Source organism: Demequina flava, assembly GCF_000975035.1.
Lineage (GTDB): Bacteria > Actinomycetota > Actinomycetes > Actinomycetales > Demequinaceae > Demequina > Demequina flava.
In genome coordinates this window covers 363,251-384,492 of the sequence record NZ_BBRA01000001.1, presented here as the reverse complement: position 1 = coordinate 384,492, position 21,242 = coordinate 363,251, and the positions used below count along the sequence as shown (strand labels likewise).

26 protein-coding genes and 4 tRNA genes are annotated in these 21,242 nt (G+C 64.9%); 12 read left to right on the top strand and 18 right to left on the bottom strand.

All coding sequences use genetic code 11. From position 1 onward, the window contains the following. Positions 1-311 precede the first annotated feature (311 nt). From AOP74_RS01800 to AOP74_RS01780, 5 genes are read right to left on the bottom strand one after another with little or no spacing between them, the layout of a single operon-like run. The gene (locus AOP74_RS01800; RefSeq protein WP_061960628.1) at positions 312-599 is read right to left on the bottom strand and encodes a hypothetical protein; all 288 of its coding nucleotides are present in this window, start codon (positions 597-599) and stop codon (positions 312-314) included. Then, positions 596-871 carry a hypothetical protein gene (locus AOP74_RS01795; RefSeq protein ID WP_061960627.1) on the bottom strand — a complete coding sequence of 92 codons (276 nt, stop codon included), beginning with the start codon at positions 869-871 and terminating at the stop codon, positions 596-598. Before AOP74_RS01795 ends, AOP74_RS01800 begins: the two co-directional genes overlap by 4 nt. After that, complete coding sequence (locus tag AOP74_RS01790; RefSeq protein ID WP_061960626.1) at positions 868-1,074, bottom strand: hypothetical protein; 207 nt, start codon at positions 1,072-1,074, stop codon at positions 868-870. The genes AOP74_RS01795 and AOP74_RS01790 overlap by 4 nt, the downstream gene beginning before the upstream one ends. Then, the gene (locus AOP74_RS01785) at positions 1,071-1,286 is read right to left on the bottom strand and encodes a helix-turn-helix domain-containing protein (protein WP_061960625.1); all 216 of its coding nucleotides are present in this window, start codon (positions 1,284-1,286) and stop codon (positions 1,071-1,073) included. Before AOP74_RS01785 ends, AOP74_RS01790 begins: the two co-directional genes overlap by 4 nt. Continuing rightward, positions 1,283-1,534, bottom strand: coding sequence for a helix-turn-helix domain-containing protein (locus tag AOP74_RS01780; RefSeq protein ID WP_061960624.1), 252 nt, complete (start codon positions 1,532-1,534; stop codon positions 1,283-1,285). The genes AOP74_RS01785 and AOP74_RS01780 overlap by 4 nt, the downstream gene beginning before the upstream one ends. Before the next feature lie 122 nt (positions 1,535-1,656). Here AOP74_RS01780 and AOP74_RS01775 point away from each other — a divergent pair, with 122 nt between their 5' ends. The 3 genes from AOP74_RS01775 to AOP74_RS01765 are packed head-to-tail and all read left to right on the top strand — an operon-like array spanning position 1,657 to position 3,319. Then, the gene (locus tag AOP74_RS01775) at positions 1,657-2,319 is read left to right on the top strand and encodes a helix-turn-helix transcriptional regulator (RefSeq protein ID WP_061960623.1); all 663 of its coding nucleotides are present in this window, start codon (positions 1,657-1,659) and stop codon (positions 2,317-2,319) included. A gap of 18 nt (positions 2,320-2,337) precedes the next feature. Then, the gene (locus tag AOP74_RS01770; RefSeq protein WP_061960622.1) at positions 2,338-2,757 is read left to right on the top strand and encodes an ImmA/IrrE family metallo-endopeptidase; all 420 of its coding nucleotides are present in this window, start codon (positions 2,338-2,340) and stop codon (positions 2,755-2,757) included. Continuing rightward, complete coding sequence (locus AOP74_RS01765) at positions 2,744-3,319, top strand: hypothetical protein (RefSeq protein ID WP_061960621.1); 576 nt, start codon at positions 2,744-2,746, stop codon at positions 3,317-3,319. The genes AOP74_RS01770 and AOP74_RS01765 overlap by 14 nt, the downstream gene beginning before the upstream one ends. On the opposite strand, the gene AOP74_RS01760 is transcribed toward AOP74_RS01765, so the two are convergent. The 3 genes from AOP74_RS01760 to bcp form a co-directional block, all read right to left on the bottom strand. Next, positions 3,316-4,536, bottom strand: coding sequence for a tyrosine-type recombinase/integrase (locus AOP74_RS01760; protein ID WP_082095939.1), 1,221 nt, complete (start codon positions 4,534-4,536; stop codon positions 3,316-3,318). The two genes, AOP74_RS01765 and AOP74_RS01760, sit on opposite strands and share 4 nt — an antisense overlap. A 66-nt stretch (positions 4,537-4,602) precedes the next feature. Further along, positions 4,603-4,684 (bottom strand) — tRNA-Leu (locus AOP74_RS01755). 39 nt (positions 4,685-4,723) lie between these two features. Next, positions 4,724-5,194 (bottom strand): thioredoxin-dependent thiol peroxidase, encoded by a 471-nt coding sequence (gene bcp, locus AOP74_RS01750; protein WP_061960619.1) that lies wholly within the window; start codon positions 5,192-5,194, stop codon positions 4,724-4,726. Between the two features lie 157 nt (positions 5,195-5,351). Between bcp and AOP74_RS01745 the strand changes: the two genes are divergently transcribed. Further along, positions 5,352-5,427 (top strand) — tRNA-Lys (locus AOP74_RS01745). A 273-nt stretch (positions 5,428-5,700) separates the two neighbouring features. Here AOP74_RS01745 and AOP74_RS01740 read toward each other — a convergent pair. The 3 genes from AOP74_RS01740 to AOP74_RS01730 form a co-directional block, all read right to left on the bottom strand. Then, positions 5,701-6,726, bottom strand: a complete 1,026-nt coding sequence (locus AOP74_RS01740; protein ID WP_061960618.1) for a glycine betaine ABC transporter substrate-binding protein — start codon at positions 6,724-6,726, stop codon at positions 5,701-5,703. Between the two features lie 145 nt (positions 6,727-6,871). Beyond that, on the bottom strand, positions 6,872-7,600 hold the full coding sequence (locus AOP74_RS01735; RefSeq protein WP_061960617.1) for an ABC transporter permease: 729 nt from the start codon (positions 7,598-7,600) through the stop codon (positions 6,872-6,874). Further along, on the bottom strand, positions 7,597-8,259 hold the full coding sequence (locus AOP74_RS01730; RefSeq protein WP_061960616.1) for an ABC transporter permease: 663 nt from the start codon (positions 8,257-8,259) through the stop codon (positions 7,597-7,599). Before AOP74_RS01730 ends, AOP74_RS01735 begins: the two co-directional genes overlap by 4 nt. Before the next feature lie 3 nt (positions 8,260-8,262). On the opposite strand from AOP74_RS01730, the gene AOP74_RS01725 reads away from it, so the two are divergent. Further along, on the top strand, positions 8,263-9,075 hold the full coding sequence (locus AOP74_RS01725; protein ID WP_369345490.1) for an ABC transporter ATP-binding protein: 813 nt from the start codon (positions 8,263-8,265) through the stop codon (positions 9,073-9,075). A 27-nt stretch (positions 9,076-9,102) separates the two neighbouring features. Here AOP74_RS01725 and AOP74_RS01720 read toward each other — a convergent pair whose 3' ends face one another. From AOP74_RS01720 to orn, 3 genes are all read right to left on the bottom strand, one after another. Next, positions 9,103-9,933: a DUF4126 domain-containing protein gene (locus AOP74_RS01720; protein ID WP_082095938.1), complete on the bottom strand. Its 831-nt coding sequence runs from the start codon at positions 9,931-9,933 to the stop codon at positions 9,103-9,105. Positions 9,934-10,056: 123 nt separating this feature from the next. After that, positions 10,057-10,129 (bottom strand) — tRNA-His (locus tag AOP74_RS01715). An 85-nt stretch (positions 10,130-10,214) separates the two neighbouring features. Continuing rightward, positions 10,215-10,835, bottom strand: coding sequence for an oligoribonuclease (gene orn, locus AOP74_RS01710; protein ID WP_061960614.1), 621 nt, complete (start codon positions 10,833-10,835; stop codon positions 10,215-10,217). 171 nt (positions 10,836-11,006) lie between these two features. On the opposite strand from orn, the gene AOP74_RS01705 reads away from it, so the two are divergent. Genes AOP74_RS01705 through AOP74_RS01695 form a run of 3 tightly spaced genes read left to right on the top strand, consistent with a single transcriptional unit; the run spans position 11,007 to position 13,023 of the window. Continuing rightward, entirely contained in the window at positions 11,007-11,363 is a 357-nt protein-coding gene (locus AOP74_RS01705) for a GntR family transcriptional regulator (RefSeq protein WP_061960613.1), read from the top strand. Beyond that, the gene (locus AOP74_RS01700; protein WP_061960612.1) at positions 11,360-12,244 is read left to right on the top strand and encodes an ABC transporter ATP-binding protein; all 885 of its coding nucleotides are present in this window, start codon (positions 11,360-11,362) and stop codon (positions 12,242-12,244) included. Before AOP74_RS01705 ends, AOP74_RS01700 begins: the two co-directional genes overlap by 4 nt. Continuing rightward, entirely contained in the window at positions 12,241-13,023 is a 783-nt protein-coding gene (locus tag AOP74_RS01695) for a hypothetical protein (RefSeq protein WP_061960611.1), read from the top strand. Before AOP74_RS01700 ends, AOP74_RS01695 begins: the two co-directional genes overlap by 4 nt. A gap of 24 nt (positions 13,024-13,047) precedes the next feature. On the opposite strand, the gene AOP74_RS01690 is transcribed toward AOP74_RS01695, so the two are convergent. Both AOP74_RS01690 and AOP74_RS01685 read right to left on the bottom strand, forming a co-directional pair. After that, positions 13,048-13,506 (bottom strand): hypothetical protein, encoded by a 459-nt coding sequence (locus tag AOP74_RS01690; protein WP_061960610.1) that lies wholly within the window; start codon positions 13,504-13,506, stop codon positions 13,048-13,050. A gap of 102 nt (positions 13,507-13,608) precedes the next feature. After that, on the bottom strand, positions 13,609-14,697 hold the full coding sequence (locus AOP74_RS01685; protein WP_061960609.1) for an NADH:flavin oxidoreductase/NADH oxidase: 1,089 nt from the start codon (positions 14,695-14,697) through the stop codon (positions 13,609-13,611). A gap of 200 nt (positions 14,698-14,897) precedes the next feature. Here AOP74_RS01685 and arsD point away from each other — a divergent pair, with 200 nt between their 5' ends. After that, positions 14,898-15,269 (top strand): arsenite efflux transporter metallochaperone ArsD, encoded by a 372-nt coding sequence (gene arsD, locus AOP74_RS01680; RefSeq protein WP_061960608.1) that lies wholly within the window; start codon positions 14,898-14,900, stop codon positions 15,267-15,269. 1 nt (position 15,270) lies between these two features. Next, positions 15,271-17,079, top strand: a complete 1,809-nt coding sequence (gene arsA / locus AOP74_RS01675) for an arsenical pump-driving ATPase (protein ID WP_061960607.1) — start codon at positions 15,271-15,273, stop codon at positions 17,077-17,079. Positions 17,080-17,121: 42 nt separating this feature from the next. On the opposite strand, the gene AOP74_RS01670 is transcribed toward arsA, so the two are convergent. Further along, positions 17,122-17,194, bottom strand: a tRNA-Arg gene (locus AOP74_RS01670). Positions 17,195-17,431: 237 nt separating this feature from the next. Here AOP74_RS01670 and AOP74_RS01665 point away from each other — a divergent pair. Then, positions 17,432-19,021: a dynamin family protein gene (locus AOP74_RS01665; protein ID WP_061960606.1), complete on the top strand. Its 1,590-nt coding sequence runs from the start codon at positions 17,432-17,434 to the stop codon at positions 19,019-19,021. Further along, a complete protein-coding gene (locus AOP74_RS01660) occupies positions 19,018-20,397 on the top strand; it encodes a GTP-binding protein (RefSeq protein ID WP_061960605.1) in 1,380 nt (459 codons plus the stop codon). Before AOP74_RS01665 ends, AOP74_RS01660 begins: the two co-directional genes overlap by 4 nt. Here the strand turns inward: AOP74_RS01660 and AOP74_RS01655 are convergent. Beyond that, complete coding sequence (locus tag AOP74_RS01655) at positions 20,363-21,031, bottom strand: GntR family transcriptional regulator (RefSeq protein ID WP_061960604.1); 669 nt, start codon at positions 21,029-21,031, stop codon at positions 20,363-20,365. The genes AOP74_RS01660 and AOP74_RS01655 overlap by 35 nt on opposite strands. Between the last annotated feature and the right edge of the window lie 211 nt (positions 21,032-21,242).

Here is a 21,242-nt window from a genome sequence, read left to right as displayed (position 1 = left end):
CTTGCTGTGCATGGAGGCACCAGGGAAGTCGTCGTGCGTCATCGTCCACAGCGGGGTCACTTCGAGCAGGTGGTACGTGAGCGACTGGCGAACAGTGAGCCGCCCCTTGCGCGCTTCCGTCCTGTCGGCGTTCGTGTAGTGCCACTCGTCGCGCTCGGCTTCGATGAAGGCGTGAAGGGCGCTCGCCTGCACGTCCGTATAGGCCGATGGATTGACCTTGAACGGAACGCGTCCGACCGACACCTCTCCGCATTCGAGGCGATAGATCCGCACGCCCTCGAACTCAAACGGCGATTCCTTCGTGTACTTGCTCATGACTTCCTCTCAACCTCTGCGCCCAGGGCGACGGTGAACGCGCGCAGCTCGTTGTAGCGGCGTGCCTGGGTGCGAGTCGTGCGCTGATAGTGGCGAGCGCGCAGACGCTGACGGTCCGCCTCACCGAGGGCCTGCAACCAGGACCAACACAGGGCCAGGGCCGCAAGAACGATCGCGGCGATGTGCAGCCATGCGGACGTGCCGCCATCGGTGAAAAGGCCAGCAATCGTCAGTCCGAACGCGAAACCGAACAGGCCAAACGTCGCGAGAATGTCGCGCTTCATGACGCGAGGTCCTCGCTGTAGCCGACCGGTTCACGCAGGATTGAGAACAGCGGGTCGGACGTGTGCATGCGGCGCTTGACCTCGTGCATGAACACCGCTTCCCGTGCCTGCACGCCGTCGTTGACGCGGATCTGAGTGTTGCCGGCCCGGACGTAGTGCTCGACGGTGTCGCCGACGGTGACGGTTGCGACAGTGGCGGGAGAGTTGCGGTCCAGTCCCTTGCGTCGTTCGTCTGGTGTCCAGCTTGTGGTGGTGTCGGTGGGGTTGTTCATGCTGCGGTCTCCTGTTCGAGGGCATGTGTGTGTCCGCGGGCGATGATGTGGAGGACGCGGGCGGCTTGTGTGGCTTTGCGCGCCTCCGTCTGGTGGTGGTTGACGCGTCGGGGGTCGCCGATGGTGGCGGCGATGTCGCGGTGCTCGGTGGCGTCGGCGAGTTCTGCGCGGATCGCTGCAGCACCGAGGGTCGAGGCGTTCATGCGCGGCTCCTGAGGGGGCGGGTGCGTGCCCAGGGGTCACGGTTGACGGTCGCTCCGCGGAATGCGTCGAGGGCTTCGCGGGTGATGCGGATTCGACCTGTGGTGCCGCCGACGCGGTAGTGGTCCAGGCGTCGGCTGCGGATCATCCCGTACACGGTGTGCTCGGAGCAGCGGAGCTCGCTGGCGACTTCCTTGACGGTGAGGTCGCTCATGATGCTTGCCCCATGGCAGTGCGCTGTTCGGCGGCGAGGGCCTGCATTAGGCGTCCTGCGTTGATGTCGAGAGCCATGCAGATGGAGATGAACTCGTCGATCGTGAGGGGGCTTGCGCCGACAAGTCGACGGTGGAGAGTCGAGAGGGGGATGAGGGTCTCTTCGGCGAGGTCTCGCTGTGAGATTCCTCGGCGGGTCATCGTTGTATTGATCGCCCGCAGCGCGGTGTTGTCGATGCGTCGTGCCATGTGAAACATCATCTGCGCAGTATTGCGCAACGTCAAATGTGGCGCGCCGATTGTTTCACATTTGGCGTATCGTGTGCTGTATGGCACAACGATCTTCGAAGAAGGACCGCCCAGTAGGGCCTATGAGCCGCGTACTCGCCCGCCGGCTCAAAGGCATGCGAGCCGAAGCCGGCCTGAGTCAAGAGCAAGCCGCAGCGCTAACCGGCATCTCATACGGCACGTACCGCAGGATCGAGTCTCGCGACTATGCGATCGACCTCGAGCAGTTCCTTGCAATCGCGAGCGCGTTCGACCTAGACGACCGTGCCTCCGAACTCTTCAAGGAGATCTACGACACGGCGTGGGACGAACTACTTGAGTACGGGACCGCGGCCTACGACTCCCACTCAATCTCCGACATCACGCTCAGCGAAATTTCGCTCCTTGCGCGGGCAGGACGAGACCTGCCTAGCGACCCGCACCACTCCGACTACGAGATGCGACTACGCGAAGACCACGAGCACCTGCTTGACCACATCGAACAGTTGCGCGGTCTCCTCGACGCCGACGACGAGACGCCGGAGGCCATGAGGAATTTGAAGGCGGGGATCCGGCAGCTCGAGCGTCGTGTACGCGACCGTGAGGAGTACATGCCTCGCGAAATGATCGAGTCAATCGAGCAGGCACGCGATGAACGCGAGCGTCGCCGCCGATCCGTGTCAGACGGCACTGGCACAGTGCAAGAACTGCCCATCGCGGCTCGCGTGGACAACGACGACGCCGAGAGTGAAGCGCAGCAGGACTAGTAGACCTTGAGGGGGGTCATGGGTCGGATCATCCGCACAGCCGAGCACATGGGCTACAGGGTGCAGTTTCGCGACATCGGTCGCGCCAGCGGGTACCTGTACGGCGGTGGTCTCATCGTGCTCAACTACCGCCGCAGTGAGTTGACTCAGCGCGTCACGCTCGCGCACGAGCTAGGCCACGCGCACCACGGTCACGACTGGACCCGCGACCACGACCGACACCGCGACGAGCGTCAGGCTGACCAGTACGCGGCGCGGCTGTTGATCTCGCCGGTCGAGTATGCGGCAGCGGAGGCGCTGGTAGGTTCGCATGCAGGCGCGCTCGCACGAGAGTTGGGTGTGACGCGACGACTGGTGGAGTTGCGCCGTGAGGACTTCGCTCGAGACGAGCGGATCATCGAGACAGTAGAAGCATGGAGGCACAATGGGGTGGCTTGACAGATTCCGCAAGAGCAGAGGCGAAGATGCGGCCGAGCAGGGACTCAGCGCGGAACCCCCAGAGATGCCGTCGCCCCCCGTCCCGGCGACACGCGACACCCCAGCAGCGAGCGGCGCTGACGATGGAGGCGAGCACTCCGACTCACCCTTCCTTAACTTAGTTCTCCGTGGCGAGCAGGAAGAGGCCGATCGTGCGCTAGAGACGGTCCAGGAAGCCGCCCTGGTTCGCGGCGAGCGCTACAACGTGCAGATCAAATACGTGAAGGAACTGAAGCGCGAGGGGCGGCTCGAAGAGGCGGAGCGGCTTGCTCTTGAGTGCTTGGCAGCCACCGTGCGCGAGGCTCGCGCTCACAGGGCAGTCCACGGAGGCACGTTCGATCCGGGCACGGGGTATGCGAACCAGGTCGCCATCATCTATCGGAAGCGTGGCCTTCCCGACGTCGAGGCTAGCTTTCTCCGCGAGCAGATCGCTTTGCGTGAGCGCGAGGGCTGGAACATAGGGGAGTTGCCGCAGCGACTAGAGAAGGCAACGGCCCTCGCGGAGAAGAAGGCGCAAGGCTAGCCGGTGATCTGTTCGGGGGCGGTGAGGATCGTGCCCATGATCGCGGCGACAGCGTCGGCGTCGCCCGCTGTGGCGTCCGGCATGAGGTGACCGTAGGTGTCTACGGTGGTGGTGATTTTCTCGTGCCCTAGCCGCGCTTGAATGTATGGCAGTGGGCGACCTGCCGCGATGAGCCAGGACGCGTGGGTGTGCCGTAGGTCGTGGATGCGGGGGCGCTTTCCCAGGGGCGTGAGCTTCGCCTTGGCGCATGCGGCCGGGTCGTTCGCGTTCTTGACGGCCGGACTCCACACGCGAGTCCACACCGACCCCGACCAGTGTGCCGTCCCGGCAGAGGTGGCGAACACGAGCGCGTCACCGGCGCCGCGGGGACCGAGCTCGAGGACGAGTGCCGGGGGGATCGCGATTGTGCGCTCTCCGGCGCGGGACTTGGGTGGGCCCAGATGGCGGGGCACGCCCTTGTCGCCGTCGATCCACGCCTTCGTGACATGCACCAGTGGTGGGTTCGAGTCTGCGTCGATGTCTCCCCATGTGAGCGCGGTGGCTTCAGACCAGCGCAGCCCGGTCCCAGCGAGGAAGACGAACAGGGGTCGCCACGTTGGTGGGATGAAGTGGGCGAGGGTGTTGAACTCCGACTGTGTGAGGACCACCATGTTGCGCTTCTTGGTGCGCGTGGCTTTGAGTCCGCGGGCGGGGTTCGATGTGATGAGGCCGCGCTTGTGGGCTTCGGCGAGTGCTTGAGAGAGCAGTCCGTGCCAGTTGCGGATGGTCTTCGCCGCGCGGGGCGTGCCGTCCGGTTTGCGTTCGGACTCGACGCGGGAGAGCCACACGTTGATGTCGTCGCGGGTGATGGCGTCGAGGGGTAGCTCTCCGAGGTGGGGGAGGATCGCGTCGCGCGCGATCTGTTGGTAGCGGGCTCTTGAGGTGGGGGAGACGCCGGCGAGGATACCGGTGGTGGGGTCGAGGTAGCGGGTAATCCAGTCGTTGAGGGTGACAACGTCGTGGCCGCCTTGTGCGGCTTGGTCGCGGGCGTTGCGGATGCGGCGTGCTTCGGTGATGCCGAGGCGGTCGACGACCTTTGCGAAGGAGCGGGCGCTGCGTTCTGCTTGCAGTGGGTCGTTGTGGAAGAAGGTCTCTTGGACCATCCGTCCGCCTGCGTCGCGGGCCTGGACTCGCCATGCGTAGCCGGTGGCTCGTTTGACTGGTGTGACGGATGCCATGACGGCATTGTAGGCGCATCGTGTAGGCGACTGCCTGGTTTCAGGGTAAATGCCCTGGTAGATAAGTGCGCGAGGGGGGACTTGAACCCCCACGTCCTAAGACACTGGAACCTAAATCCAGCGCGTCTGCCAATTCCGCCACTCGCGCGAGGTCCCCAGGATACTGGGGTCGACGGGGTCGAAGTGACTAGTCGATGCCGAGTTCGCGGCGAACGCGCGCGACATGGCCGGTGGCCTTCACGTTGTACAGCGCGAGTTCGACCTTGCCCTCGGGGTCAATGACGACGGTCGAGCGGATCGAGCCCACGACGGTCTTGCCGTAGTTCTGCTTCTCGCCCCAGGCGGCGTAGGCCTCCTGGATGGCCTTGTCCTCGTCGGACACGAGAGTGAAAGTGAGGCCCTCCTTCTCGCGGAACTGCGCGAGCTTCTCGGGACTGTCCTTGGACACGCCCACGACCTCGTAGCCAGCGGCCTGTAGGGCGTCCAGCGAGTCGCGGAAGTCGCACGCCTGGGTGGTGCAGCCGGGCGTCATCGCAGCGGGGTAGAAGTACAGGATGACGTGCTTGCCGCGCGCGTCTGCCAGGGAGAAACTTCCCTGGTCGGTGGGGGCTGTGAAGTCGGGGGCACTGTCGCCGATGCTTAGTCGAGTGTCGCTCATAGGTCCACGGTATCGCGGGCGCTGGGGCCGTCCGGCAGGCTTCGCGACCAGCGATACTGGGCTCGTGGAAGCGTGTCTCTTGAGCTCGTCACCTCGATTTCACACAATGGCCCTTCTCCTGCTAAAGTTGTTTCTCGCACCGCGCAGCCGCGTGCAAGCACCTCTAGCTCAATTGGCAGAGCAACTGACTCTTAATCAGTGGGTTCTGGGTTCAAGTCCCAGGGGGTGTACCACCAAGAAGGGCCGTCCGTGAGGGCGGCCCTTTTGTGTTTCCGTAGAGCCGAGCGTGCGACAGCCTCCCCAGAAGGGGATTTGGGACACTCTCGGCCCAGAAAGTGACCCAAATGTCCTACTGAGGCCAGAGACGCCCCGGACCGTGATGCCGCGGACCCGTGAACCGCCGGACAGTGAGCCGCCGTCGAAGTCCGCGACACCCTCCCCACAACGCGACGAGGCCCGGCCTCCCTCGAAAGGGGAGCCGGGCCTCGCGGGTGGTTAAACCGTCGTTAGCCGACTGCGAGCGCGCCGTCGGAAGAGAACACCAGACCCAGTGCAATCTCACCGGATGTGATGGCGTTCTTGGTCAGCGGGCCGCCAGCGTCGAGCGACAGGAACTGCTGCACCTCGATGCCGTAGGTGTCTTCCAGGCCCACCTGGCAGAAGGTGCGCTCGGGGCACTCGGGAGGTCCGCCCAGCACGATGCCCTCACACGTGGCTGCCAGGTCGGAGAGGTTCGTGACCTCGTACTCCTGGGCAAATGCCGAGGTGACCGCGAAGGCGTTCTGGTCCTGAGCATCGGCCGCAGCGCCGACCACGATGCCCTCTTCCGCCGCGAGCGGCTCGAGGGCGGAAACGGTGTCCGCAATGTCTCCGCTGGCCACTGGCTCAGCGTCAGCACCGTTGATGCGGAGGTTCAGGAACTCGGTGAAGGTTGCCGCGTATTCGGGCACGATGCCGATCTCGCCGCTAACAAGTGCCGGCAGGTAGGTTTCGCGGTTACCAATCTCGCGAACCTCGGTCTCGTAGCCGGCGTCGTCGAGGACCTCGGCATAGATCTCCGCGAGGGTGATGTTCTCGGAGAAGTTTGCGGCGCCGATGGTGATGGAGGATCCGTCGCCAGCCTCGGCGATGCTGAATCCTGCCTCGTCAACCCATTCCTCGGCGACTTCCTCGGACGTGCGGCGGTCGATGTCCACGGCCTTGTTGAGCTGAATCAGCCCATCCGTGGTGAGCGTCTCCGACACGGCGGCGAGCGCCTCGAGCACGTCGTCGTTCGCGACGTCTTCGTTGAGCGCAGGAATGATGTTGTCGCTGTTTTGCAGCATCAAGTCATCGTCGAGAACGACGAGCTGGTCGCCGGGGACCGGCAGGCACTCGGTGGTGCTTCCGGGGTTTCCGGTGGGGCCAGCGGCGCCCACGTCGGTGCTCGCCTCGGCGGACGGGTCCGCGGAGTCACCTCCGTCAGACGAACATCCGGCAATGATCAGGGCCGATGCGGCAATAGCCGCGAACGGAAGGGAACGGGTGTGCATCACAGCTCCTCGTGTCAGGGGACGGTCAACGGTGCAAACCACCGCGCCGCCCCAGTTGTTCCCGGTGAACACCTACCAGGCTAGGACGACCAGGCACGATGCGCCGGACGAAGTGCAATTCGCGTCGAAATCGTGACGATCGTGTTCAGGCAGCCATGGCCGCTTCGCGTAGCGGCTGGGGCGTCGCGGCACGCTGCAGACGAGCCATGATCGCGTCGATCCCGAGCGACAGCAAGGCCACGAGGACGGCTCCGGCGAGTACCTGGCCGTACCGCTGCGTCGCGAGACCTTCGTTGATGATGACGCCCAGGCCGCCTCCTGCAACAAGCGCCGCAAGGGGGACAGTCGCGACCGTCTGCACCATCGAGGTGCGCAGTCCAGCCGCGATGAGCGGAATCGCTAGCGGGAGTTCTACCTTGAGTGCCACCTGCCGGCGGGTGAGCCCCTGTCCGAGCGCGGCGTCGCGGATATCCGGGTCAACATCGGCCATACCGGTGTAGGCGTTGGTCAGCACGGGAGGGAACGCAAAGATCGCTGCGGCGAGGATGACGGCCTGGTTGCCATACCCAATGGCCGATGCTGCAAACAAGGTCAGCAGCGCGAGCGTCGGCATCGCTCTGGTCACGTTGGATACGACCACCGTGGCGGTGCCGCCCTTGCGGACGTGACCGAGGAAGATTCCCAAGGGGAGTGCAACCGCGATAGCGAGCACGACGGCTGCCACCGACAGCCACAGGTGCTCAAGCCCCAGCCCAAGAATCGAGTCGCGCGAGAATCGCCACCCGCCGTCGAACGTGGGGGACGTAATGCCGTTGGCGCCGGTCCAGTTCTGTGCGGTGGTGAGGTAGTCCCACGCGTCGCTGAGGATGCTCATGCGGGCCTCCTGCGTGTCCAGGGTGTGAGCGCTCGACCCACGAGCATCAGGATCAGGTCAAAGACCAGCGCGAGCGCCAGGCACAGGATTGTCGCGGTCATGATCTGTGCCCGGTAATCAGACTGCAGGCCCCGGAACATGAGCTGGCCCAGGCCGCCGTAGCCGACGACCACGCCGACCGTCACAAGCGCCACGGTCGTCACGGTCGCGATACGAATTCCAGCGATGATCGAGGGAAGCGCGAGGGGAAACTCGACATGCCACAGCATGCGTCCCGACGTGTAGCCCTGGCCGCGTGCCGCGTCCACGACGTCACGGTCAACGCCCTGTAGTCCCACGACGATGTTGCGCACCAACACCAGCAACGCGTACGCGACCAGTCCGATGAGCACTGTCGTGCGCCCGATGCCGGTGAACGGCGCGAGCAGTCCGAACAGCGCGAACGAGGGGATTGTGTACAGGACGCCAGTGGTGCCCATGATGGGACCGGCCAAGCGGGGGATGCGTCTGGCAGCGATGCCGAGCGGCACGGCGATGGCGAGCGCGATCAGCACGGCTTGCAGCGTGAGGGTGGTGTGAATCCACAACTGTTCGGACACCTCTGACCAATTTCGTGTCAGGTAATCCAGCGAGAACCACGGATTGGGCACGGAGTCCATGCCTTGACGCTACATGGCGTTGCTCCACGATTGGGTAAGGCGGGCCTGTACGGTGGCGGGATGGACCACGGTGGCATCACGTTCTCCCATGTGCGCAAGGAATTCCCGGACGGGACGGTCGCTGTGGGCGACCTTTCACTCGACGTCACCCCAGGCGAGATCATGTGCCTGGTGGGACCGTCCGGATGCGGCAAGTCGACCACGCTGCGCATGGTGAATCGCCTCATCGAGCCCACCGCCGGCACCATCACGGTTGACAACCAAGACGTGATGGCCGCGCAAGCAGTCGAACTGCGCCGCTCAATCGGCTACGTCATCCAACACGTCGGGCTCTTCCCGCACAAGACCGTCGCCCAGAACGTCGCGACGGTCCCACAGTTGGTCAAGTGGCCCAAGGACCGGATCGCGGCCCGCGTCAACGAGTTGCTGGACCTGGTGGGTCTCGATGCCGATACCCACGGCCCGCGCTACCCGCACGAGTTGTCAGGCGGTCAGCGCCAGCGCGTGGGAGTGGCCCGTGCGCTCGCGGTTGAACCGCCCGTGATGTTGATGGACGAGCCCTTCGGCGCAGTTGACCCGCAGGGTCGTCGTCGCCTGCAAAGCGAGTTTATGGAGTTGCAGCGGCAGTTGGGCCTCACGGTGATGATGGTCACGCACGATATGCGGGAGGCTGTGCTCATGGCGGACCGCATCGCGGTGTTGTCGACCGGGGGTGTGCTCGAGCAACTCGATACGCCCGAACGCATTGTCGACGAGCCTGCCAATGACTTCGTCGCGGACTTCCTCGCTGACTTTGGCGGCCTTGCGCGCAACTAACGCTTGGGTGTGGCCAGGCCGCGTTACTTAGTCCTTGGGGCTCGCTGGAGAGCGCGGGGTGTCTTCTACGCCGGGGCTGGCAGGGCTGTCGGCCGATGCTGGGGTGTCTTCGGTCTGCGAACTCGCGGCCGAGCGTGACTTGCGCAGCGACAGGCCGCCGCCGTTTTCAGACCAGCGGCTCGGGCTGCGCGGCTCGCGCCACTTGGAGCGCCACCAGGCGACCATGCCGCCTTCGGCTTCGGCTGCGTCGCGAGCGGCACGCTCTTGGGATTGCAGGATTTCGCGGTGGCGGCGACGGCGACGGCCGGTGGTGACGATCCGATAGACCGCGATTGCCATGAAGATGAAGACAAAGATGACGAGCACCGGCACAAAGATCGCGACCAGGCACAGGATCACCGCGATCGCGTCCTCCGCGAATGACGCCAAGGGAGCGCCTGTACCACCGGTGGTGGCGTTGACTGCGGGGCGAGAGCTCGCCTTGCCCAGGTGAACGGCGAGCGCGACGAGCGCACCGACGATGCCTGCGACAAGCGGATTCTCTTGCCAGAAGTTTGACTGATCGACAACCTGCGATGCTGCAGTGGCGGCGAACAGGATGCCGCCCACGACCGGACGGATCAGCGTCTGAATCAGGTCGTTGATGTGGTCGACACCAGGGATCTTGTCCAGAACGAGTTCCAGCATCAGCAGCAGCAGCGAAATGATGATGACGGGCCACGACTCAAGCCACGCGAGGTGGTCGGGGAGCACGATGAACTCGGTGAAGCGCGCGAAGAGCCCAACGATCACGAGCGGAATGAAGGCGTTCAGTCCGGCAGCCGCCGCGAGTCCAGCTCCGGTGAGCGCTGCGAGCATCCGAGTCCTCCGAGATCAGTGTGGGCTAACCGGTCTAGGTTAGCCTGCGCGGAATCAGTTTCCGAGTGGCACGAGAAATAACGAAGGCCCCCGGCGACTGCCGGGGGCCTTCGTATCTAACCGGGTGGCTAACGGGACTTGAACCCGCGGCCCCCTCGACCACAACGAGGTGCTCTACCAACTGAGCTATAGCCACCATCGGCCCCAGCAATTCAGGGCCAGCGAAAATCATACCTTGCCTGTGGGGGTAGGTGTGACCTCGAGAGTGCGAAGAACTTAATTTAGGCCTCGCTAGCGCCTTCGTGCACGGCGGCGACGCGAGCGGCTGCTTCCTTTGCTGAGTTTGAATCTGGCCCAGGAAGGTCGACGAGCACGGTCTCGCGGTAGTAGCGGAGTTCCGTAATGGAGTCCCGAATATCCCCGAGGGCACGGTGGTTGCCAGTCTTTGCGGGCGCGTTGAAGAAGACCCTGGGGTACCAGCGGCGCACCAGTTCCTTGATGGAACTCACGTCCACGACGCGGTAGTGCAGGTGCGCAGTGAGGTCCGGCATGTCGCGCTCAAGGAAGATGCGATCCATCCCCACGGTGTTGCCCGCGAGCGGAGCCTTGCCAACCTGCGGGGCGTACTTCTTGACGTATGCGAGGACCTGTTCCTGAGCGTCGGCCACCGTGGTGCCGTGCTCGAGCTCGGGTAGCAGTCCCGACTCAACGTGCATGTTGGTGACGAAGTCATTCATCCCGGCGAGGGCCTCATCTGAGGGCTTGATCACCACCTGCACGCCGTCTCCGAGCACGTTGAGCTCGTGATCGGTCACCAGACAAGCCACCTCGACGAGTGCGTCGCGGGTGGCGTCGAGGCCGGTCATCTCACAGTCAATCCAGACGAGGGGGGTCTCAGGCATGTGTCCACTTTACGGCTCCAGTGGTGCCGCTGTTCACGGCTACGGAGCGGGCGGGTTGGGCCAGGCTCGAGATTCTGGCTTGACAGAGAGCCGTCACGATGGTTAGTTAGTTACACAAGTAACTAACCGACGAACCTCAGGGTCGTCGATCACAAGTGAGGCGGACAGCGCGTGGACGAAGGAAGGCCCATCTTCATTCAGGTGGCCGAGAATCTCGAGTCGCAGATTCTTGCGGGCGACCTGCCCGAGGGCGCGCAGGTGCCGTCCATCAATGAGCTGGCGGCTTTCTTGCGGATCAATCCGGCGACAGCGCTCAAAGGGGTGAATCTCTTGGTTGACCAGGGGACGTTGTTTAAGCGTCGCGGGATCGGGATGTTCGTCGCCGAGGGAGCGCATGACCGGCTCATGGCTGAGCGGCGATCCGAATTCAGCCAGTCGCATGTGGCTCCGCTTGTCCAGCAAGCCCGCTCACTAGGACTAACCGCACAAGAAGTGCAAACCATGATTTCAAAGGAGATGGAGAAATGAACGCAGTGGTGGAGGTGGCAGGCCTCACAAAGAAGTACGGCGCGGTTCGTGCCGTGGATGACGTCACGTTTTCCCTAGAAGAGGGCGGTATCCACGGGCTTCTAGGTCGCAACGGCGCGGGTAAGACGACGCTCATGTCGCTGCTGACCGCGCAAGAGTTCGCTACTGCGGGAGACATCAGGGTCTTTGGTGAGTCTCCGGTGGAGAATGCCTCGGTCCTGGGCCGCGTGTGCTTCATCAAGGAGTCCCAGGTCTATCCCGATGCGTTCAAGGGCAAGCACGTCTTGCGCAGTGCTGCGTGGTTCTTCCCGCACTGGGACGGGGACTACGCGGCAAAGCTCGTCGAGCTCTTCAATGCTCCGCTGGACAGGCCAATGAAGAAGCTATCGCGCGGTCAACGCAGTGCCATTGGAGTGATCGTTGGCCTGGCCTCCCGCGCAGAACTCACCTTCCTCGACGAGCCCTACGCCGGCCTCGACGCCGTCGCGCGCCGCCGCTTCTACGACGAGCTCCTCGCGGACTACACGGAGCACCCGCGCACCATCGTGCTGTCCACGCACCTCATTGATGAGGCCGCAGACCTCCTCGAGCGCGTGCTGGTCATTCACGAAGGAAAACTCGTGATGGACGCGGATGCGGATGAACTCCGGGGAAGCGTCACGACGCTCGTGGGTCGCGCCTCCGACGTCGAGTCCTTCGCCGCGGGCCGCGATGTCCTCGATCGCTCGACCATCGGCGGGATCGCATCCGTGACCATCGCCGGACTGAACGATAACGACAAGGCGGCCGCAGCATCGGCCGGACTCGAGGCGAGCTCTGTCTCGCTCCAAGACCTGATCGTGCGCCGAACCGGCGCCATCTCGGAAGGGGAAGCAGCATGACCTCGACAGACACTGAGCGCGTCGCAGACGTCACGCCGCACGGCTCACGTGGTGCGCTGAGCCGCATCGTCAACGTGGCACGTCTCCACGTGGCCAATCCCGTGCCCATGTTCGTGATCCCCGTGGCCATCACGTTCGTGATCTTCGGAGTGAACCTCGCCATCTGGGCGATGGTCGCTTCTGCCGCCGGGGGTCGGTCAAACCTTGAAGCCGATGCCTTCTCGTACAACGGGGGCGTGACGTGGATCATCGTGTTCATGATGGTGATCGGCGTCCAGGCCGTGACCCTGACGTTCCGCTTCGCGCTGGGGTTCTCGGTGACCAGGCGTGACTACTTCGCTGGCACGTTGCTGTTCTTCGCGGGGATGAGCGCGGTCTACGCGGTGTTCCTGGCCACGATGGCCGCGCTCGAGCGCGCCACGGACGGTTGGGGACTTGGCGGCGGATTCTTTGGCCCATGGGGCCTGGCTGATGCCCCGATCGCCGTGGTCTGGCTGGTGTTCTTCGCGGCGATGCTGCTGTCCTTCGCGATCGGCTTCGTGGTCGCCGGCATCTGGATGCGGTGGAGGGCCTACGGGCTCTACACGTTCTTCATCGTGCTCGCGACCCTGGGTGTGGCCGCGGGCTGGTGGATGACCTCGCAGAGTCTGTGGGGAGACCTGTTCTCGTGGCTCGGTGAGCAGTCGCTGACGTCGATGTCGCTGTGGTCACTGGCCGCGACGGTCGTGTGCGCTGGCCTTGGCTGGGGCATCCTCCGGCACGCTACGCCACGGAGCTAACGGGGCCTGCGCGGCGGGTCGGGACTACTGCGCGACCACAGTCACGGATAGCAGACCTGATTCGCCGCCGGGCTCTTTGGCCCAGGCCACCGTCACCTCGTGGTCGCCGTCGGATAGCCGCTCGGTGCGTGCGGCGTCCTCGACGGAGATGTCTCCGACGGACTCGAAGCCGGAGTGCGTGAGCTCGTCGACGTAGTCATCGAAAGCCAACGCGGGTGCCGCGGCGGCGGTGCTCCACCCGCTTCCGGTGGTGCCTGCGGCAGTGAGTTCCAGATCGGGGACGGGCACGGTTTGCGGCCAGTTCGCAGGAACCGATGCGCCGTTGCCGAGATTGACGGAAACGTCCCCGCCAGTGGCGTTCTCGACGGCATTCTCCGCCGCGCTGCCTGCCGCGTCGGCGATGTCATCCGCCCAGCCGCCGTTCGAGCAGCCCGTCAGAGCAACGCTCGTGACCATGATTGCCGGCACCCAGGCATGGCGCATGACATCCTCCTTGATGAATCCTCAGAACAACTGGTGTCCTGAGAGGAACGGTCGAGAAAGCGCGGCTGTTCCCGGCTGGCCCACGGGCTAGCGCACGTGCTGTTACGGCTTGTCGGCGAACGTTCCGCGTTCGTACTGCAGCGGCCAGTAGTCCACGTCCACACCGAGCTCGTGCGCAGCGCGTAGCGGGAAGTGGGGGTCGCGCAGGAACTCGCGACCTGCCATAACGGCATCGGCCTGGCCTGCGGACACGATGTGCTCGGCCTGGTGGGGTTCCGTGATGAGGCCTACTGCGGCAACCGGCATCCCGGTACCTTCCTTAACTGCCGTGGCGAATGGCACCTGGTAGCCCGGGCCCACGGTGATGCGAGCGTCGGGAAGGTTGCCGCCGGAAGAGATGTCGATGAGGTCGGCGCCAGCCTCGCGGGCCCAGCGGGACACCTCGACGGTCTGCTCGAGCGTCCAGCCCTCTGGCTCGATCCAGTCGGTTGCGGACAGGCGGAGGAACACGGTCGTTGATGGCGCCGCCTCGCGGACCGCGCGGATGACGTCCAGCATGAAGCGGGCTCGGTTCTCGAGGGAGCCTCCGTACTCATCGGTTCGGTCGTTGGACGCGGGGGAGAGGAACTCGTGCAGGAGGTAGCCGTGCGCGGCGTGGACCTCGAGGACGTCGAAACCTGCGGCAGCGGAGCGGCGCGCTGCGTCAGCAAAGGCGGTCACGATGTCCGCTATGTCCTCGTGGCTCAGCGGCTGCGGATCTGCCAGTCCGCGGAACGGTAGCTCGGAAGGTCCCACCGGTGTCCAGCCACCGTCACTGTGTGGCACCGCCCCGCGGCCCGACCACGAACGGTACGTCGACGCCTTGCGGCCTGCGTGTGCGAGCTGGATGCCCGCCTTCGACCCTTGGGAGTGGAGGAAGCGCACGATCCTGGCCCAAGCATCGGCCTGATTGTCGTTCCAGATTCCTGTGTCCCAGGGTGAAATTCGGCCTTCGGGGACCACCGCAGTCGCCTCCGCGATCACGAGCCCAGCCCCGCCGCGTGCCATGCCGCCAAGGTTCACGAGATGCCAGTCCGTGGGGACGCCATCTCGGTCCTCGCACGAGTACTGGCACATGGGGGCGACCCAAAGGCGATTCCGGAACGTCGTGTTGCCGACGGTGAGCGGGCTGAACAGAGCGGAAGAAGTCACGAGGTGCCTTTCGACGGGATGGCTGCGCTGTGTCAACGCGCCCGCAGGGTCCCGTGATTCCCGCCGGCCGGACGGCCCGGTGTCAGAGGCCTTGTGCGCAGAGTGGATCGGGACCTTTGGCCGGGTTCATATTGACGGTCATCGATGTATGCTGAGGGAAGCGCCACATCGACGCTCATCTATATGGAAGGTCATGTGTCATGGTCAAGGTTGAGGTTTTCGATCCCGCAATGTGCTGCTCCACCGGAGTGTGCGGTCCGTCCGTGGATCCCGCACTGTCCCGCTTCGCTGCGGACCTGGAGTGGCTTGCAGCCAACGGCGTCGCCGTCGAGCGCGCCACCCTCGCACAGGAGCCCGCAAAGTTTGTCGCCAATCCACTCGTCAGCGGTGCGCTTGCCGAGAACGGCGACGGTGCATTGCCAGCGATCATCGTTGACGGGGCCCTGGTCTCGAGCGGCGAGTACCCCGAGCGCAACACACTCGCGCAGTGGGCGGGAGTTGCTGTCACAGCGGACAACGCCAAGGACGCAAAGGCCGACAACGGTTGCTGCGGAAGCACCGGGTGCTGCTGAGATGACTATCACCGACTCCCTCCTAGACACTGACACCGACGTTCTCGGTGACGTTGTGAACAACGCCACCCGGTACTTGTTCTTCACGGGCAAGGGCGGCGTCGGTAAGACCTCCACAGCATCGGCAGTTGCCGTTGCGCTCGCGGACCTTGGGCGCCGCGTGTTGATCGTGTCCACCGACCCTGCCAGCAACCTCGGCGAGGTATTGGATCTCGACAACCCCACAGCCACCGCACCTCAGGCGGTCCCAGGCGTAGACCGCCTGTGGTCGCTCAATGTTGACCCGGTCGCGGCTGCGGCCACGTATCGCGAGAATGTCGTCGCACCATTCCGTGGTGTTCTGCCTGACTCGGCGATCGCTCAGATTGAAGAAGAGCTGTCCGGCTCGTGCACCGTTGAGGTCGCTGGCTTCAACGAGTTTGTGGGGCTGTTGGCCGATGCCCAGATTGCCCGCGACTACGACCACGTTGTCTTCGACACCGCGCCCACCGGCCACACTTTGCGCCTGCTGTCGCTGCCGGCCGCATGGACGGGCTTCCTCGAGACCAATACCTCCGGCGTGACATGCGTGGGCCCCGTCTCCGCCCTGGGCCAGGCTCAAGAGTCCTACTCGGGCGCGCTCGCCGCGCTCGCGGATGAGGACGCCACCACGATCGTGCTTGTCGCCCGCGCCGAGCGCGCGACGCTTGAAGAAGCGGCCCGCGCCTCACGCGAATTGCACGACCTCAACATGAGCAACCAGCGCGTCATCGTGAACGGCGTGTTGCGCGCCCACGACTCATCCGACCCGATCGCGACTGCGTGGCAGGAGCGCGAGGCCGCATCGCTCGCCCACATGCCCGAAGAGCTCCGCAAGGCGCTGTCCGTGGACTACGTGCCGCTGATGCCGAGCGCGCCGGTGGGCATCGCCGGCCTGCGTGAACTGATCGCTGGGCCGCAGTGGGAATCGGAGGTCGTCGCGGCAACCGCACTGGACGCGCTCGCGGACACTCGTGATCTTTCCGTCCTAGTGCACCAACTCGCTGAGTCCGACTCTGGCGTGGTGATGACAATGGGCAAGGGCGGCGTCGGCAAGACGACCGTCGCCGCTGCCGTCGCGTTAGGGCTTGCGGAGCGCGGCCTCAACGTCACGCTCACCACCACTGACCCCGCCGCTCACGTGAACGAGGTGCTGTCCGACCCGCCCGCGAACCTCGAGGTCACCCGCATTGATCCGGTCGCGGAGACTGCGGAGTACACCGCCAAGGTGTTGGCTGAAGCCGGTGAAGGCTTGGACGAGTACGCGATCGATCTGCTGGCGGAAGACCTTCGGTCTCCATGCACGGAGGAGGTCGCGGTGTTCCACGCATTCGCCCGCGCTGTCGCTGCAGCAGGGGACCGGATCGTCGTGATCGACACCGCTCCCACTGGCCACACGCTGTTGCTCCTGGACTCGTCGCGCAGCTTCGAAAATCAAATGTCTAAGACCGCTGCAGTGGGTCAGGACGCGACGGCCACGCTGTTCGAGACGCTGACCGACCCCGCCAAAATGCGCGTGCTCCTGGTAGCGCTACCCGAGGCGACGCCCGTCCACGAGGCGCAGGGCCTTCAAGAAGACCTCGCGCGCGCGGGCATCCGGCCGCTGACATGGGTGGTGAACCAGTCGCTCGCTCGCACTGACACGCAGGATCCAGTCCTCGTTGCCCGTGCTCAGGCGGAGTCTCGCTGGCTATCTGAGGTGCACAACCTCAGCGCCACAGCGCCCGTCGTGTTGCCCTGGGTGCCGCAGGCGCCACGTGGGACGGACGGGTTGGCCCCACTACTGGGGTAGGCCGAGGCGTTGGTGACGACTCCTCGGGTGAGAAAAACGGAGTGCCCCCGGCAGGACTCGAACCTGCAACCTACGGATTAGAAGGCCGTTGCTCTATCCATTGAGCTACGGGGGCCGGCGTGCCCGCGGCACGCCTCTAGGGTAGTCGCCGGCGCGGCCCGGACCGCATCGCCCGGTGGCAGTAGAGCGAAAGTCTTGCGAGCATCGGCCCGATGCTGGGGTGGACGAAGCCCCGAATACCGCCTTGAGCGGTGCTTCTGTGGCGCAACTGTCCTGGTCAGTGGTGAACTTAGGGCAGGCGGCAGTCACGGTAGCCTGGTGCCTGTTGCGAGCGAGGAGGGACCACACGGGTATGACGATCCGACCCATGAAGACGTGGTCGTACCCCGGTGCGCTCTTGGACGCTCTCGTCGACACCCGCAAGGTAGTCGCCAATCTCGACCTGCCGATCCCGCTGGGCAACGCTCAAGACACGCGCGAACTGCGCGATCACATGCTCGATCAGCTGGATCACCACCTGATTCCGCGCGTGCGCGAAGAGGCGTCGCCCGCGATCGTCGTGGTGGCCGGATCCACCGGTGCGGGTAAGTCGACAGTCGTCAACGCCCTGCTCGGCGAACAGCTCACCCCCTCGGGCGTGCTCCGCCCCACGACTCGCACCCCCCACGTTTTTCACCACCCGCTCGACGCGGACGTCCTCACCTCCGTCGCGCACGAGGCGAAGGTTGTCGCGACCGATGCGGTGCCGCGTGGCCTCGCCATCGTTGACTCGCCGGACCTCGACTCGGTGCGGGCGGAGAACCGCGAGATCGCGGAGAACCTGCTCGAGGCGGCGGACCTGTGGGTCTTCGTCACGACAGCGGCGCGTTACGGCGATGCCGTGCCGTGGGATGCACTGCGCCGTGGCGCTGAGCGTGGTGCCTCGATCGCGATGGTCCTCAACCGCGTCACCCTCGACGTGGCCGCGCAGGTTCGTCGCGAGTTGGTGCAACGCCTCGCCGATGAGGACCTCGAAGCGCTGCCCTTGTTCGTGATTCCCGAGGACACCCGGGGCGGGAAAGACCTTCCGGCCGATGTTGTTGGTGGGTTGGGACGTTGGCTGGAGTCGGTTGCGGCGTCGTCAGCTGCGACCATCGTCGAACGCACCATGCACGGCGCGACAGAGTCGCTCAAAGAGTGGCTCGAGACCCTCGCCGAACGCATGGATGATCAGGTTGGCGCTGCGCGTGAGGTGCGAGCCGAGGTGCGCCGCTGCGCTGCCCAGGCCGAGGCCAAGGGCGGAACCACCTGGTACGAGGAGATCTCGACCGGATCGCTCGCTGGTCGGTGGGAGTCTGCCTGCGCCGAGGGCGGCCCGCTCTACAAACTCCGCCACAGCATGTGGACCAAGCGCAGGTCCGCCCGGGAGCTCCGCGACGCGTCCCTCGAGGCGATTCGCAAGGATGTGCTGGCCTCCGTGGAGGCAACCCTGGCTGCAGCAGCGGCCGATGCTTCGGACACCATGGTCGAGGCCCTCACCGATGGCGATGAATCGCCGGGCAAGTGGTTGGCCGGGCAGCGCGATCCGCGGGACGCACGCATTATTCGCGAACGCCGAGCCTCCGATGCCACGCGTGCGTGGATGACCAAGTGCCACGAGCAAGTCATGCGGCTTGACGGCGCGCAGCGCGGAGCCGAGATTATTGGTGAAGAGGGGCTTGCAATCGCGCTGGCCTCCGCGGCGCTCGGCGTTGAGGAGGCGCGCACCATTCTCGGTGTGCTCGTCACGCCCTCGGTCGGAGAACCGGTCCACCTGGCCCGGGCGGAACTGACCGGCGCGCGACGCTATTGCATCAACCGTGAGGCTCTCGACATGATGAAGCCCACCGACGTGCCGTCCCTGCTTCCCGAGGTCGCATCGACCGTGCGCCTGCGTCGCGCCGAGCTCAGGGGGCTGATGTGAGCGTCCAGTTCGTGCCCCTCGAGCCGCGTTCGGAGACCACGGCTTTGCGCGAGCGCGTCGCGCGGCTGCGCTCGGCGATGGAATGGGCCTCCGAGGCGATTCCGGCGGCTGTCCGGGACGACGTGTTTGCGACCGTTGACCGCTGCGAGGAACGGCTTGAGCTGGGCATTGACCACACGGTCGTGGCGCTGGCCGGTGGTACCGGCTCGGGAAAGTCGACTCTCTTCAACGCGATCCTTGGCCGTGAGTTCGCCGTTTCCGGCGTGGCCCGACCCACCACCTCCAAGGTGAGCGCAGCCGTGTGGGGGACAGACGCATCGGCCCTCCTCAATTGGCTTGGTATCGACGAGCAGCGCCGCTTCACGCGCGAACTTGACCCGCTCGATGATGAGGCGGAAACCGCCATGGGCGGCATGGTGCTGCTCGATCTGCCCGACCACGACTCGGTCAATCCCGATAACCGCGAGACGGTCGATCGCATTGTGCCCATGGCAGACCTGTTGCTGTGGGTCGTGGATCCGCAGAAGTACGCGGACAATGCATTGCATTCGGCCTATCTTGAGGCTGCGTCGCAACAGCAGCGGCCGTCGCTCGTGGTGCTGAACCACGTGGACCGGCTGGCCACCGAAGACGCTTGGGCCGTGGCGCGTGATCTGCAGCGACTGCTCGCCGTCGACGGAATGAACCAGGTGCCGGTGATGCCGATCAGCGCAAAGACGGGCCAGGGGCTCGACATCTTGCGTGCTGAGCTGGCGGGAGCTGTCGCCGCGAAGACTGTGGCCGCAGAAGCCGTGCGTGCGGACCTCGTGTACGCCGGGCGCTTGCTGTCGGGTGCGCTGGCACGCGGAGCAGAGCCAAAGTTGCCTGACGTTTCGGAACTCGTTGAGGCCCTGGCGCGTGCTGCCGGCGTTGACGCAAGGGCCGATGCCGTGGCCGCCCGGGCGAAGGGCAGCGCTGGTGACGTTCACACTGCGTTGCGCATGTCCGTCGCGACTGCGGAGCGTGAGCGGATGGACTGGGTTGACGCGGCGACCGAGGGGCTTCCGCCCACGTGGCGTCGTGTCGTGGCCGAGGCGACCGCGGGCGGGGAGTCGTTGGCCGCTGATATCGAGGAAGCGTTGGCGCAGGCGCCATGGCCTCAGGTTGAGCGACCCACGGGAATCAAGGCGCTGTTCGCGAAGGCCGGACTGTCATCGAAGGCTCGCAAGCGCACGCTCGAGGTGGGCCGCAATGCGGTCTTGGCTGTGGTCGCTCCCGAAATCGTGGAGCCGACAGAGACTATTCACCAGGCCTATCGCGCCATGGATGAGTTGACTCGCCTCGATGCGAGCGAGCCCGAGGCTAGCGGGACTGATTCCGCGTCACGTACTCGCTGACGATCTCTGTCGTGCGGCGAAGGTGGTCGTAGACGGCGCGTTGTGCGGCATTGGGATCGCGTGACTCGAGCGCCGCAATGATGTCGCGGTGTTGCGAATTGACGACTTCGGCGTCTGCGGGGGGATGAATCGCCGCCGCGCCAAATGACCAATAAGAAAACGACGTGCGGTGAGCGACGTCGTCGAGCACGCTGTTTTGAGCGGTCTGGGTCACAACCTCGTGAAAAGTCCGGTTGAGCCGGTTACGAGTGCTGAGGTCGTGGTCGCCCGTCTCCATTTGGGTAGCAAGTTCCCGCAGTGCGTCGAGCTGGTCGCCGGTCACGCGGGGTGCGCCGAGGTACGCGGCTCCGGTCTCAAAGACGGTGCGAGCTTCCAGCAAGGTCAGGATTTCTTCCGGAGTGTGGTCGCGGACCGCCCAACCCCGTGAGCGGACGACCAGGCCATCACGCGTGAGCCCCATGAGTGCCTCGCGAACCGGCGAGCGGCTCACTCCGAGGTTTGCCGCCAGGTCCTCTTCCACTAAACGGGCATTTGGGCGGAGTTCGCCGGACAGGATCGCATCCCGTACGCGCTCATATACCGCGTCCGCCGCCACGGTGCGCGTGGTGGGACGTCGTGCCAAAAGCTCAGACATGAGGGCGGCCTCCTTGATGACCTCTTTACAAACAGGCAACGTATCACCGGCTGGTGGGTTCGTGAGTCTTTGTGCGTGCCCGCGCTGTTGAAACGCAGTCCCACGAACGTGATGGATGGTGAAAGAAGTAACAAAGACGTTACACAAGACGGGAGACAGGTCTGTATACAACACGGTACTTTGACTCACATGCAACGAGGCATCAACTGTT

Excerpts from the sequence above, each read along its gene's own strand:
- AOP74_RS01790 (WP_061960626.1), bottom strand. The coding sequence starts at position 1,074 with ATGAACGCCTCGACCCTCGGTGCTGCAGCGATCCGCGCAGAACTCGCC.
- AOP74_RS01735 (WP_061960617.1), bottom strand. The coding sequence starts at position 7,600 with ATGAGCATCCTCAGCGACGCGTGGGACTACCTCACCACCGCACAGAAC.
- AOP74_RS01765 (WP_061960621.1), top strand. The coding sequence starts at position 2,744 with ATGGGGTGGCTTGACAGATTCCGCAAGAGCAGAGGCGAAGATGCGGCC.
- AOP74_RS01740 (WP_061960618.1), bottom strand. The coding sequence starts at position 6,726 with ATGCACACCCGTTCCCTTCCGTTCGCGGCTATTGCCGCATCGGCCCTG.
- AOP74_RS01665 (WP_061960606.1), top strand. The coding sequence starts at position 17,432 with ATGACGATCCGACCCATGAAGACGTGGTCGTACCCCGGTGCGCTCTTG.
- AOP74_RS01800 (WP_061960628.1), bottom strand. The coding sequence starts at position 599 with ATGAAGCGCGACATTCTCGCGACGTTTGGCCTGTTCGGTTTCGCGTTC.
- orn (WP_061960614.1), bottom strand. The coding sequence starts at position 10,835 with ATGCCTGAGACCCCCCTCGTCTGGATTGACTGTGAGATGACCGGCCTC.
- bcp (WP_061960619.1), bottom strand. The coding sequence starts at position 5,194 with ATGAGCGACACTCGACTAAGCATCGGCGACAGTGCCCCCGACTTCACA.
- AOP74_RS01760 (WP_082095939.1), bottom strand. The coding sequence starts at position 4,536 with ATGGCATCCGTCACACCAGTCAAACGAGCCACCGGCTACGCATGGCGA.
- arsA (WP_061960607.1), top strand. The coding sequence starts at position 15,271 with ATGACTATCACCGACTCCCTCCTAGACACTGACACCGACGTTCTCGGT.
- arsD (WP_061960608.1), top strand. The coding sequence starts at position 14,898 with ATGGTCAAGGTTGAGGTTTTCGATCCCGCAATGTGCTGCTCCACCGGA.
- AOP74_RS01795 (WP_061960627.1), bottom strand. The coding sequence starts at position 871 with ATGAACAACCCCACCGACACCACCACAAGCTGGACACCAGACGAACGA.
- AOP74_RS01720 (WP_082095938.1), bottom strand. The coding sequence starts at position 9,933 with ATGCTCGCAGCGCTCACCGGAGCTGGACTCGCGGCGGCTGCCGGACTG.
- AOP74_RS01700 (WP_061960612.1), top strand. The coding sequence starts at position 11,360 with ATGAACGCAGTGGTGGAGGTGGCAGGCCTCACAAAGAAGTACGGCGCG.
- AOP74_RS01780 (WP_061960624.1), bottom strand. The coding sequence starts at position 1,534 with ATGGCACGACGCATCGACAACACCGCGCTGCGGGCGATCAATACAACG.
- AOP74_RS01695 (WP_061960611.1), top strand. The coding sequence starts at position 12,241 with ATGACCTCGACAGACACTGAGCGCGTCGCAGACGTCACGCCGCACGGC.
- AOP74_RS01775 (WP_061960623.1), top strand. The coding sequence starts at position 1,657 with ATGAGCCGCGTACTCGCCCGCCGGCTCAAAGGCATGCGAGCCGAAGCC.
- AOP74_RS01730 (WP_061960616.1), bottom strand. The coding sequence starts at position 8,259 with ATGGACTCCGTGCCCAATCCGTGGTTCTCGCTGGATTACCTGACACGA.
- AOP74_RS01690 (WP_061960610.1), bottom strand. The coding sequence starts at position 13,506 with ATGCGCCATGCCTGGGTGCCGGCAATCATGGTCACGAGCGTTGCTCTG.
- AOP74_RS01785 (WP_061960625.1), bottom strand. The coding sequence starts at position 1,286 with ATGAGCGACCTCACCGTCAAGGAAGTCGCCAGCGAGCTCCGCTGCTCC.
- AOP74_RS01770 (WP_061960622.1), top strand. The coding sequence starts at position 2,338 with ATGGGTCGGATCATCCGCACAGCCGAGCACATGGGCTACAGGGTGCAG.
- AOP74_RS01655 (WP_061960604.1), bottom strand. The coding sequence starts at position 21,031 with ATGTCTGAGCTTTTGGCACGACGTCCCACCACGCGCACCGTGGCGGCG.